We start from the raw sequence: 12,471 nt of genomic DNA, 5'->3' as shown, positions 1-12,471 counted from the left end.
AAACATCTACTTAGTTTTAATTAGGTATTGATTTTCAAGCTTTAAGACAAATAAAAAGGAGCTTTCGCTCCTCTAAAATTTCTTTTCAATTATATCTATTATTCTAACTGCTGCTCTTCCATCTCCGTAAGGATTTACTGCGTGCGCCATTTTATTATATGCTTCTTGATTATCTATTAGTTCTAAAAAGTTTTTATATACATTTTCGTATTTTGTTCCAACAAGTCTGGCTGTGTTTGCTTCCACACCCTCCATTCTCTCTGTCTCTTCTCTTAGAACTAATACAGGTTTCCCAAGTGCCGGTGCTTCTTCTTGTACTCCACCTGAATCAGTTAATACTAAGTGGACTTTGTTCATCAAATTTGAGAAAGGTAAATAGTCAAGAGGCTCTATCATGTGAACTCTCTCTTCTTCTTCAAAATATTTTTTAGCTATCTCTCTAACTTTTGGATTTAAATGAACAGGGAATATAACCTCTATTTCTTCTCTTTCTCTCACAACCTCTTTTACAGCTTTAAATATATTTTCCATAGGTTCGCCTATGTTTTCTCTTCTGTGTGAAGTCAACAGTACTACTTTTTTTGAATAGTCTATATTGTTTAAAACATCATCTTCAAATACAAAATCTTCTTTTATAGCTATTTTTAAAGCGTCTATTACTGTATTACCTGTGATGTAAATTTTATCATCACTGTAGCCTTCCCTTAAAAGGTTTTGTCTATTTCCATCTGTTGGGCAGAAGTGAAAATCTGTCAACACTCCTGTCAACATGCGATTTGCCTCTTCCGGGTATGGCGAATACAAATTTCCTGATCTCAGTCCCGCTTCAACATGACCTATTTTTATTTGCTTATAAAATGCCGCAACTGCTGATGCAAAAACTGTTGTAGTGTCGCCTTGAGTTAAAAGCAAATCCGGTTGTTCTTTATCTAAAATCTCTTCAAGCCCCAATAATGAATTTACCGTTATTTCTGTTAGAGTTTGACCGGGTTTAAATATATTCATATCATAATCCGGAACTATATTAAATATTTTCAAAACTTGGTCTAACATTTCCCTGTGTTGTCCTGTTACGGCGACTATAGTTTCTATATTTTTTCTCTTTTTAAGTTCCAAAACTATCGGAGCCATTTTTATAGCCTCAGGTCTTGTCCCAAAAACACAAATTACTTTCATCTATTCCTCCTTGGACTTAAACATTCCACTAAATATACCCATAACTATAATTGCCGCTATTACCAGTGCTGATATGAAAAGTCCCATCTTAGCATCTACTTCAGCTACTACTATTGCAAGTAATCCGAATATAACCGATATTACATATAGGATTAAAACGGTTTGTTTTTGTGTTAGTCCTAAAGCCAGCAGTCTATGGTGTAAATGTCCTTTGTCTGCTTGCATTATCTTTTTGCCGCTCAGTTTTCTTCTTACCATAGCAAATGTTGTATCAAAAACCGGCACTCCAAGTATCAACACAGGCACTATAATTGTAAGTGCAGCTGCTGATTTCATTATCCCTTCAATCGATATATAAGACAACATAAACCCTAAAAACAAGGCTCCTGTATCCCCCATAAAAATCTTTGCCGGATTAAAATTGTACGGCAAAAATCCTGCACAAGCCCCCGCCAAAAGAGCCGCTATTGTAGCTATGTTCCCGTATCCAAACTTATTCGCTATAAACATTAGAGAAATCGAACAAATCAATGACACACCAGCTGCCAATCCGTCCATTCCATCGATAAGATTAACTGTATTTGTAATTCCAACTATCCAAAAAATTGTGATTGGAATTGACAATGCTCCTAAAAATATTACACTCTCTCCTATCGGAAATGGATTTGTAAAGAATTCTACTCTAACATTTCCAAATATCAGTATCCCGGCTGCCGTTAGCTGAAACAACAATTTCATCTTAGGGCTCATATCCGTTTTATCGTCTATAAGCCCTGATAGTAAAACTAATGTTGCCCCTAGCATTACGCAGATTAGTTCTCTATTTAGTTTTAAAAATACAATCATTCCAATCATTAGGGCAAAATACATTGCCACCCCACCTGAGAGTGGTATTGGTTTGTTGTGCATTCTTCTGGCATCCTTAGGTATGTCTAAAAACCCAAATTTTTTAGCAAGCTTTATGACTATAGGTGTCATTGCAAGCGATACTAAAAATGCCAGAACAATAGGTTTTAAGAGTTCTGCCATTTCAAATACCTCTTACTTAGTCCCAAAAAGTCTGTCTCCTGCATCCCCAAGTCCCGGTAAGATGTAGGCATGATCATTAAGTTCTCTCTCAACTGATGCAACATATATATCAACATCCGGATGAGCTTCTTGAACTGCTTTGATTCCCTCCGGCGCCGCTAAAATATTAAGCGTTCTTATGCTTGTTGCTCCTGCTCTTTTCACTTCATCTATCGCTTCTATTAGCGACCCCCCTGTTGCAAGCATTGGGTCTAATAGAATTATTGTTCTCTCTTCTATATCTTTGGGGAATTTTGAATAATAAGTAACCGGTTTTAAACTTTCCGGATCTCTATACATCCCAATATGTCCAACCCTTGCACCCGGAACTACTGATAAAACCCCATCAACCATTCCAAGCCCCGCCCTTAATATTGGAACAATACCTATCTTCTTTCCCGATATTTCTTTTCCTATTGTCTTTTCAAGTGGTGTTTCTACTTCTATATCTTTAAGTTCTAGATCTCTTGTAACTTCGTACCCCATAAGAGCTGCCATTTCTGTTACCAATTGCCTAAAATCCTTAGATGATGTATTCTTGTCTCTTAAAATTGTAAGTTTGTGTTGTATTAATGGATGGTCTGTAACTACTAATTTCCCCATATTTCCTCCTTTAAAGTCCAAATACTACTCTACCCGAACAAGCTTTTAAAAGCCTGTTCATAATGCTAACTCCAAGGCCTCGTAACTCAAAGCCTTCTACATAAATCATATCTACTTTTTCATCATCGCACTTTCTCAAATCTTCAAATAGATTTGATGCTATCTCTTCTAAATTTTCTCTTGATCCAAGGGAAGTTATGAAGTGTGCTCCCTCGTAGCCATCTATTGTCTCATCTGTGGCTAACACTGCTATTTTTTCGTTCTTTTGTTCGGCAATTCGCTTGTTGATTTCTTTTACAACATTATCTAAGTTCCCAACAAAGCAATATGCTTCTGCTTTTGGTGCATAATGTTTATACTTTTGACCGGGAGATTTTGGAATTATCGATTCATCTTTAGATATAATTGACTCATCAATACCTATGTTAGGTACTATTACTTCCAAATCCTCTCTTGTAATTTTACCCGGTCTTAATATCAAAGGAGGATTTACTGTGGTGTCCACTACTGTTGACTCTATTCCAACTGAAGCTTTTCCTCCATCAACTATTATTTCAACCTTGCCATTTAAATCTTCAAATACTCTTTCAAAAGAAGTGGTTGAAGGTTTGCCTGAAAGATTCGCTGAAGGTGCAGCAATAGGTTTATTACAATATGAAAGTATATCTCTGGCAATTTCATGTTCCGGCATTCTGACCGCAACTGTTTCAAGTCCTGCTGTTGCTTCATTTGGAACGTCTTTAGTCCTATTCATTATCAAAGTCAATGGCCCCGGCCAAAACATTTCCATCATATTTTTAGCATCTTCACTAATATTTTCTACGATACCTTCTAATTGAGATGTTTCTGCAATGTGTAGGATCAATGGGTTATCTCCAGGTCTGTTCTTAGCTTTATAAACTCTTTTCAAAGCTTCAGGATTCAATCCATCTGCTCCCAGGCCGTAAACTGTTTCTGTAGGAAAAACTACTAATCCACCCAAGTCAAAAACTTCTTTTATATCTTTAAGTTGGTTTTCTGTAATTTTATTATCTACTTTTATAATTTTAGTTTCCATGATGTTCAACCTTTCTTTCTGCATTAAATTATAACAATTAGTCAAATATCATACAAGTTAAGATAGTCTTAAATTTGTTATTGCCTTTTATTACCATTCCCTTTGTGATATACTTTTACTTAAGATTACATATGGAATATTTTAGGAGGTTTACATGGCTAATCAATTTGAATTTGATGATTTTATTATCAAAGGTGACACTCTTGTTGGAATGACAAGACAAGGTAAAGACAAAATTAAAAACGAAGGTATTACTCATATGCCTATCCCTAAGGAAGGTCCAGATGGAACTCCAATTAGAAAAATTGCACAAAACTGTTTCTACCGTAGAAAGTTATCTACTTTTGAAATTCCTGAAACAGTTGAAGAAATTGGTTATGATGCTTTTGGCGTTAACAACATTTCTGAAATCACTATTCCTGATTCAGTAAAGAAAATAGACGGTTTCGCTTTTTATAGAAATAAATTAACTTCTTTAAAACTGCCTTCTGAACTTACTCATATCGGGCCAAGTGCTTTCGCTCTTAACAACATTTCAAATGTTGAATTTAATGACAAACTTGAACTTATAGATACATCATCTTTCTATGCAAATGCACTTGAAAAAGTTGAATTACCAAGTTCATTAAAGAAAATTAATATGTTTGCTTTTAGAAAAAATAATATCTTTGAAGTTGAAGTTCCAAGCTCTGTTGAAGAATTACACAAAGATGCTTTTGAAACAACTACAGTAGTTAACAAATAATTAAGTTATTTTATTCCCGAGAAATCTCGGGAATTTCTATTTTTCTTGATTTTTGAGAAAGCTCCTCAACCTTGACTTTTAATTTAGCTTAAAATATACTTTTTAAAAAAGATAAAGAGGAAGTTTATGATATATATACTCACCGGTCCCTCCGGTTCCGGGAAAACTACACAAGCAAATATTTTAAGTAAAAGAGATGACTTTAAAAGAATAATAACCTGCACAACTCGACCAATGAGAGATGGCGAAGTTAATGGAATAGACTATTTTTTTAAAACTAAAGATGAATTCAATTCTATGTTGGAACAAAACGCTCTATTAGCTGTTACTGAATACTCAGGAAATTTGTACGGCGTACCAAAACAAAGCTTACAAAAATATGTAAACTCAAAAGAAGAACATATCGTAATAGTACTGGATGTAAATGGTGTTAGAGAATTAAAAGAAATGGGAGCATACTGTATATGTTTAACTTTAGATGCCCCAACTTTAAAAGAACGTATGCTTGAAAGAGGCGATGATATAACTGATGTTATGTCTAGGTTAAACGATGGCCTCGGTCTAATAAGTTATTGTGATTTCTTTGTGGATTCAAGAAGACCCATTGAGTTTAATTCAAATGCAATTAGTGAATTTATAAAATCTACATGCAAATAGGACCCCAAATTGGGTCCTAAAATTTTATTTCTTCTTTTAATGTCATTATAGCTTTTTCAAGCATTTGTGTTGTTAACTGATGTGCTGTCGCTTCCCACTTAGTAAATCTAATTCTGTCTTTTTCCAGATAGTATTCCTTGGCTTCTTTATAAAAATTTTCTTGTGTTGTTGGAGAAATTATATCGTCTTCTTCACCATTATACATTATCATTTCCCTATCAACCAAATTAGATAGGTGTTCTTTAGGGCTCATCTGCAACATGAATTCATTTATTCTCATCATTTCATATGAAACTTCTCCGCTTGCAGTTATTTCATCAACTATCCACTTCCAATCACATACTCCATTAAACAACATTGCCACTTTCAAACTCTGTTTAAAAGTAAATAGTCCCGATGCTGTGATAGCTCCCATAGAATGACCCCCAACCGCTATGTGTTCATCATCTGTATCTAAATTTTCAACTACATATTTGTGGATTTTAGGGAACTCTTCTATGTTATGCATTATCACTTCACAAATTCTGTTTCTAAATACGTCCTTGTCTTCGTAGTCAAGTTCACCTCTTGTACCATGGTATCTAGCCTCTGGAAGTATTACTTGATAGCCATAGCTTGCCAAGATATTAGCTCTAAAAATTTGGTTTTGTGCACTTGACCCCCAACCATGATAAAAGATAATTGTCTTATACTTCTCAAAATCTCCTTTTGGTCTGACTACATATACCGGTACATCATCTATTTCAATTAAATTTATATTTATAAAATCACTTCTTAAAAAATCCATTTAATTATCAATCCTCCAATCTATTGGCCTGCATCCGTTAGCTTCCAAAAATTCATTGGTTTTGGAAAAAGGCTTTGATCCAAAAAATCCTCTGTTTGCAGACAGCGGACTTGGGTGTGGTGCCTTTAAAATCAAATGTTTTGGATTGGTTATCAATTTTTCTTTGGAAGCTGCATGTCTTCCCCACAAGATAAATACTACTGGAGAATCTTTTTTATTTAATATATCTATCACACTATCAGTCAGTATTTCCCAGCCTATTTTAGAATGACTCATTGGTGTATGTGCCCTAACGGTCAATGTTGTGTTTAAAAGTAACACTCCACTTTCAGCCCATTTTACAAGACTTCCATGTCTTGGCGGTTCATATCCCAAATCGCTTTTTAACTCCTTATAAATATTTACAAGTGATGGTGGAATTCTCTGCCCCACTTTAACTGAAAAGGACAATCCTTCAGCTTGATTTATATTGTGGTAAGGGTCTTGCCCCAAAATCACACACCTCACATCTTCGTAAGGAGTCTTTTTAAATGCATTGAAGATATCTTCAGGCTTTGGAAAGATTTGAAAATTTTTGTATTCTCCTATCAATAACTGTCTTAAATTTTGATAATATGGTTGGTTAAATTGCTCTTCTAATAATTCATCCCAACTATTCCCTATTATTTTATTCATATTCTCTCCTTATGAAAAAATGCTTTGTATAAAACTTCTCCTATTGTCTATTCCCAAAAATCTGTTTAATTTATCTTTACTTTCATTTTTACAGAATATAACAAGGTTGTCTCCATTTTCAATCACTGTCTTTCCTCGCGGAATAACTGCCATTCCATCTTTTCTTATTATCCCGCCAACCAACATTCCTTCCGGAATATTTATCTCCATCAAACTCTTTCCAATTAAATTAGAATCGTCTTTTAATTTAAATTCATATACTTCAGCTTGATTATTAAATGCCATATATATTGAAATCCCTCTATCAGACCTAAGTTCTTTTATTATTTGATTCGCAACTACATCCATTGGCTTTAAAACCAATGTAAAATTCATCTCATCTATTATGGACTCATAGCTTATATCTGATAATTTTACCATGACTTGGTTTATTCCCTGTCTATTTGCAATTATTCCAAGTACTATATTCATCTCGTCATTTTCAGTGGTTATAATTGTAGCGTCGTAATTTCTAAAATTCTTAAAGAATTCTCCACCTTTTAACTTAGCTTTGTGAATGTATACATTTGAATAAGCTGTTCTATACTTTCTAATTTTTTCTATATCTTCTTCTATTATTGTGATGTCATATTCTTTAAAGACTTCTGCTATTTGCAAGCTAAATTCATTTACACCAACTAACAATATTTTTCTATTTGGCTTGTGTTCCAATCTAAAATGTTTATGTTTGAAGTTCAATATATCTTTTGAAAGCCCCATAATATATAGATAATCATCTTCTTCTATTACGGTTTCTCCATTTGGAATAAGTATTTCGTCTTTTCTCGTTATACCTACAACTAAAACAGTCTTTAACTCTCCTATATTTTTAAGCTGTTGACCAACAAAATTTTTATCCATTTCTACAGAATGCCCAACAACTTCTATTCTGCCCTTTCCAAAAACATCTGATTGATAACTCAAATTATCCTTTATAATTCTTTCAACTTCAGATGACATTTCAATTGCCATATTATACATCCTGTCAATTCCTATACTTTCTTTTAAAAATGTCAGCTGTTCTACAGAATCCTTTTGAAATATCGAAGCTATTGTACATTTCGTCCCACTTTTCTTAGCCATTGTAGACAACAAGATATTAGTTTTGTCGGAGTTTGTAACAGCAACTACAAAATCGTACTTTTGCTTAAACAAATTTAAGGCAAAATTTCTGTCTTCTATATTTCCATACACAGGATGTATATTATCAGTCTCAACAATTTCCTTTATGCTGTTTCTGTCTTTATCTACTACAGTTACATCCATTTCTGAAGAAATTGCCGATAAAATTTTTAATCCAATGTATCCATTTCCAACTAAAAGTACTTTTTCCATTAAAAATCTCCTCTTATACTTTGCTTAGGTGTTATCAATGCTATTACTGTGAAAAATTCCAATCTTCCAAGCAACATTAAAAACGAAAATAACAATTTATATCCCCCTGAATAGAATTCAAAAGTCCTTGTCGGACCTACTAACTTAAATCCGGGCCCAACATTCGATAGCATTGTGGCAACTGAAGAAATTGAAGTCATTATATCAACTCCACTAAATGTAATTAATATACTCGCACCTATGAAAACTGCCATATATATTCCCAAAAATGCAAAGATTCCCATAATAATTTTGTCATTTATAATTTTTCCATTTACCTTTATAGGTATTACCGCTTTTGGATGGATAACTTTTATAATTTCTCTTTTGATAGTCTTTAAGACTATCAATATTCGTATTATCTTTATCCCGCCGGCTGTTGAGCCTGCACATGAGCCGAAGAAATATAAAATTAGTAGAGTAAATTTTGATGCTGATGGCCAAAGATCAAAGTCTGCATTTGCAAAACCTGATGTAGAAGCTATAGATGTTACTTGAAATATGGCTTTTATTAAAACTTCTTTTAGTGAACCAAAGCCATTTTAAAAATAAATTTAAAGATATTATTAAAATTGCAAAAATTATTATTGTATAAAAAGTTTTTAATTCTTCATCTTTAAATACTAAACTTAATTTCTTTTTATAAAGATAATAATGCAGTGTAAAGTTAGTCCCGCAAATCATCATAAATGCGCTCATTACAAGTGGGATATAATCCCCCTTAAAATATCCTACTGATTCTACTTTTGAAGAAAATCCACCCGTACCCACAACTCCAAAAGTATGTATTATGGAGTCAAACGCATTCATCCCGCCTAACATCAACAATACAAATAAAATTAATGTTATCACTATATATATCGAATACAATCTCTTCGCCGTTTGGCTCATCTTAGGGTCTATTTTCCCCGCTATTGGTCCAGGCGACTCAGCTTTAAAAATTTGAAATCCACCGACGCCGATCTTTGGCAAAAGTGAAAGGGTTAGGACCAAAATCCCCATCCCACCGATCCAGTGGGTTGTACTCCTCCATAAAACTACTGATTTTGGCACAGCAGATATATCTGATATTACACTCGCCCCTGTAGTTGTGAATCCTGATACTATTTCAAAAAATCCATCAATATATGTCGGAACAGAATCAGATAAATAAAGTGGCAATGCTCCTAATAAAGAAACTATAATCCACCCACAAGTGACTATTGCCAACCCATCTTTTGGTGTAACTGAGGCCTTTGTATTTATTAAAAAATATGCTGATATCCCAACCACAAATACTACTGCCAACGCTATCAAAAATGAATTCAGTGCTCCATCATTAATGAACGCTGAATGCATAGCTGAAGGGAGCATAAAAACTCCCTCTATCAAAACTAATATTCCCAATATTTTTATAATAAATAATTTATTCATATAAACCACCTCTTCTTTTTATTGAAGAAATAGTTCTTGAGATTTCCAACTTGTCTATTAGTTGCCAATACTATTATCCTGTCGCCTTCTCTTAAGATATCTTCTCCTTTTGGAATTATTACACTATTCTCTCTCACTATTGATGTAATTAACATTCCCTCAGGTAAATGTATATCTTTTATTGGCTGGTTTAAAACTTTAAGCCCGCTATTTAATAAAATTTCTGAGAATTCAGTTTCTCCATCACTCATCAAGTTTACAGTTATAGAACCTGAGCCCCTTATAGTTCTGATTATCTCATTTGCAGTTATATATGCCGAATTAAAAGCTGCGTCAACTTCTAATCTATCAAGTATTTTTTTGTAATTTTGTCTGGAAATTTTAGCAACTGATTTGTACATACCAAACTGTTTTACGGCAAGAGCCATTAATAAATTTGTCTCGTCTATTCCCGTAGCGCAAACGAAAGCATCGTACTCTTTTAACATTTCTTCTTGCAATACATTAAAATCTGTCCCATCAGCATTTATAATCATACTTTCAGGTAATTGTTCCATTAATTTATAACATCTACTCTTAGAAATCTCGACAATTGTAGTCTCTATCTTTTCTTTACTTAACAACTTCCCCAGATATAAGCCAAGCTTCCCTCCGCCTACTATCATAACTTTTTTAAGAGAACGATGTTTATTTATACCCGAATGTTCTTCGTCAAACTTTTCAATTGTGCCGCTTTCTCCAACAATCATTATAACATCTTTGCTCTCTAAGACAGTTTCTCCATTTGGGATTATAGTTCTTCCACTTCTTGATACCGCTGCTATTAACATATCTTTAAAACCTGTAAGTTCTTTTATTTTTTTGCCTACAAAAGTTTCATCTTGTCCTATGTTAAAATCTACAAGTTTGACTTTTCCACCGGCAAATTCATCACTCATAAGCATATATCTCTTCAATAGATATTTCTCTATTGCCACTGCCGTTGCATAGTCAGGATTGATTACATAGTCTATTCCAAGTTCCTCTTTAATTATTTGAATTTGATTGTTGTACTCAGGATTTCTAACTCTTGCAATAACTTTATTAACTCCAAGTTTTTTAGATATACTTGACATCAAAACATTTGACTCATCACTATTTGTAGTCGCAAGCAATAAATCATATTCTTCAATTTCAAGTTCCTTTAGCACTTCAAAATTAAGTGCATTTTCATTTACAGTTAAAACATCAAGTGTATTATTTACATAATCTATTACCGTTTCATCTGAATCTAAAATTGTCACATCACAATTTTCTGCTATAAGCGTTTGGGCTAATTTTATTCCAAGTTTTCCCGCTCCTGCCATCAATACTTTCATCCTAAAATTCCTCTTTAAACACCCTGTCTATTTTTACAACTTTTCTTAGTCCCTCTTCACCTAAAATTTCTAATACTATATTTTTAACTCCAGCTTCATCTCTGTCAGTCTTTACTAATTTACCATCTACAACAATATCCACGCTTATCTCATCTCCATTTAACGACAAGTCGTGGAATGAATAAAATCTTTTATCTTCTTCTATAAGTTTATTAAGCTTTGATATAATTTTGGTTTCAACTTCTGAATATGAACCAACAGGGTCTAAGTGTATACTCGCATGATACCCCTTTGTTTCATATATCTCTCTTTCAATTTTATCAATTATATTATGTGCTTCAATAATGCTCATCTTATCGTCAAGCTCAACGTCCATCCACGCGTAAACTTTTTCAGGGCCAAAATCTACTATCATAATATCATGTACATCTATGATTTCACTATAAGACATTACAATTTTTTCAACCTCTACCATTTCTTCAGGATTAGTTCTACCAATAATTGCACTTATAGTCTCTTTTATCAAATCATAACCTTGATACAAAATAAAAAAGCTGACCAAAAGGCCTGCCCATCCATCTACTAAATAACCTGTAATTTTGTATACAAAAATTGAAATTATTACAACTCCTGTCACAAAAACATCTGATATAGAGTCTTTTGATTGAGCTAAAATTGGATATGAGTTAATTTTAGTCCCCACTTTTTTATAGAACAAACTCATAAAAAATTTCACTACACACGAAACAAACATTATCGCTATACTCAAATTAGTATAGCTAACACTTGATGGATTTATTATCTTTCCTATTGATGCCCTTATAAATTCAAATCCTGCAAAGAGAACCAACGCTGATACAACTAATCCCGCAATATATTCCATCCTTCCATGTCCATAAGGATGCTCTGAATCTGCAGGCAAATTTGACATTTTTGCTCCTATAAGTGTTATGAACGAAGACATTGAGTCCGTGAGATTGTTTATTGCATCTGCCAAAACTGAAACTGAACCAGTTCCAAAATAAACAAATACTTTCAGCGTAACTAAAAATAAATTAGACAATATGCCAACAGTAGCTGTCCTAAATACTGCACCCTCTCTATTATCTTTTAAAATTATCTTTTCTATTTCAATACCCCCCTTATTTTAACGTTATTATACAATAGATATTTTTTTTATTAAAGCTTTATAATCTAAAAGTTAGATTGAAGTTACTAACACTCTAATGTAAAATTAATATAGAATTTATGTTTGTTAAACATAATATTATTTTGAATCAAAGGTGATGAACATGACAAGTCTTGTTATAAAATGTGACCATTCAATAATTGACGATTTTAAATATGAAGTTTTTGATGATGATAGACTTATTTATGAGGGCTATGTAGATATCTATTCTCCAATTGTAAATTTAGTTCGTGGAGAGGGTTTCTGTTCTTCCAAAATAAGAGTTTTTAATAGGTCTGACGAACAAGTTTTAATAATTTATAAACATATTAAAAATATTGTAAACGACAA

At 33.1% G+C, this 12,471-nt stretch carries 12 protein-coding genes and 1 pseudogene; 3 read left to right on the top strand and 10 right to left on the bottom strand.

What is annotated here, in order from left to right; all coding sequences use genetic code 11:
• Positions 1–72: 72 nt before the first annotated feature.
• The 4 genes from wecB to HMPREF9129_RS03230 are packed head-to-tail and all read right to left on the bottom strand — an operon-like array spanning position 73 to position 3,904.
• Positions 73–1,176, bottom strand: coding sequence for a non-hydrolyzing UDP-N-acetylglucosamine 2-epimerase (gene wecB, locus HMPREF9129_RS03245; RefSeq protein WP_004820315.1), 1,104 nt, complete (start codon positions 1,174–1,176; stop codon positions 73–75).
• The gene (locus HMPREF9129_RS03240) at positions 1,177–2,205 is read right to left on the bottom strand and encodes a glycosyltransferase family 4 protein (protein WP_004820313.1); all 1,029 of its coding nucleotides are present in this window, start codon (positions 2,203–2,205) and stop codon (positions 1,177–1,179) included. It abuts the gene before it with no gap.
• Between the two features lie 12 nt (positions 2,206–2,217).
• The gene (upp, locus tag HMPREF9129_RS03235) at positions 2,218–2,847 is read right to left on the bottom strand and encodes a uracil phosphoribosyltransferase (RefSeq protein ID WP_040552261.1); all 630 of its coding nucleotides are present in this window, start codon (positions 2,845–2,847) and stop codon (positions 2,218–2,220) included.
• Between the two features lie 10 nt (positions 2,848–2,857).
• Complete coding sequence (locus HMPREF9129_RS03230; RefSeq protein WP_040552259.1) at positions 2,858–3,904, bottom strand: L-threonylcarbamoyladenylate synthase; 1,047 nt, start codon at positions 3,902–3,904, stop codon at positions 2,858–2,860.
• A 154-nt stretch (positions 3,905–4,058) separates the two neighbouring features.
• Here HMPREF9129_RS03230 and HMPREF9129_RS03225 point away from each other — a divergent pair, with 154 nt between their 5' ends.
• Together HMPREF9129_RS03225 and HMPREF9129_RS03220 are read left to right on the top strand one after the other, a co-directional pair.
• On the top strand, positions 4,059–4,649 hold the full coding sequence (locus tag HMPREF9129_RS03225; RefSeq protein ID WP_004820306.1) for a leucine-rich repeat domain-containing protein: 591 nt from the start codon (positions 4,059–4,061) through the stop codon (positions 4,647–4,649).
• A gap of 126 nt (positions 4,650–4,775) precedes the next feature.
• A complete protein-coding gene (locus HMPREF9129_RS03220) occupies positions 4,776–5,306 on the top strand; it encodes a guanylate kinase (RefSeq protein WP_004820304.1) in 531 nt (176 codons plus the stop codon).
• A gap of 16 nt (positions 5,307–5,322) precedes the next feature.
• Here HMPREF9129_RS03220 and HMPREF9129_RS03215 read toward each other — a convergent pair whose 3' ends face one another.
• The 6 genes and pseudogenes from HMPREF9129_RS03215 to HMPREF9129_RS03185 all read right to left on the bottom strand — a co-directional run bounded on the left by HMPREF9129_RS03215 (position 5,323) and on the right by HMPREF9129_RS03185 (position 12,069).
• Positions 5,323–6,093, bottom strand: a complete 771-nt coding sequence (locus HMPREF9129_RS03215) for an alpha/beta hydrolase family protein (RefSeq protein ID WP_004820303.1) — start codon at positions 6,091–6,093, stop codon at positions 5,323–5,325.
• Entirely contained in the window at positions 6,094–6,768 is a 675-nt protein-coding gene (locus tag HMPREF9129_RS03210) for a uracil-DNA glycosylase (RefSeq protein ID WP_004820300.1), read from the bottom strand.
• Between the two features lie 9 nt (positions 6,769–6,777).
• Positions 6,778–8,142: a TrkA C-terminal domain-containing protein gene (locus tag HMPREF9129_RS03205; RefSeq protein WP_004820299.1), complete on the bottom strand. Its 1,365-nt coding sequence runs from the start codon at positions 8,140–8,142 to the stop codon at positions 6,778–6,780.
• Positions 8,142–9,519, bottom strand: a pseudogene (locus HMPREF9129_RS12765) (TrkH family potassium uptake protein). Before HMPREF9129_RS12765 ends, HMPREF9129_RS03205 begins: the two are co-directional and overlap by 1 nt.
• A gap of 71 nt (positions 9,520–9,590) precedes the next feature.
• Entirely contained in the window at positions 9,591–10,952 is a 1,362-nt protein-coding gene (trkA, locus tag HMPREF9129_RS03190; RefSeq protein ID WP_004820293.1) for a Trk system potassium transporter TrkA, read from the bottom strand.
• 1 nt (position 10,953) lies between these two features.
• Positions 10,954–12,069: a cation diffusion facilitator family transporter gene (locus HMPREF9129_RS03185; protein ID WP_083827158.1), complete on the bottom strand. Its 1,116-nt coding sequence runs from the start codon at positions 12,067–12,069 to the stop codon at positions 10,954–10,956.
• A 175-nt stretch (positions 12,070–12,244) separates the two neighbouring features.
• Between HMPREF9129_RS03185 and HMPREF9129_RS11645 the strand changes: the two genes are divergently transcribed.
• A partial coding sequence (locus tag HMPREF9129_RS11645; RefSeq protein ID WP_040552255.1) for a hypothetical protein occupies positions 12,245–12,471 on the top strand: 227 nt, incomplete at its 3' end.

Origin of the sequence: Peptoniphilus indolicus ATCC 29427, assembly GCF_000227315.1 — a bacterium.
Taxonomy (GTDB): domain Bacteria; phylum Bacillota; class Clostridia; order Tissierellales; family Peptoniphilaceae; genus Peptoniphilus; species Peptoniphilus indolicus.
The sequence above is the reverse complement of the archived record's forward strand: the minus strand, read 5'-3'. Positions and strand labels throughout refer to the sequence as shown.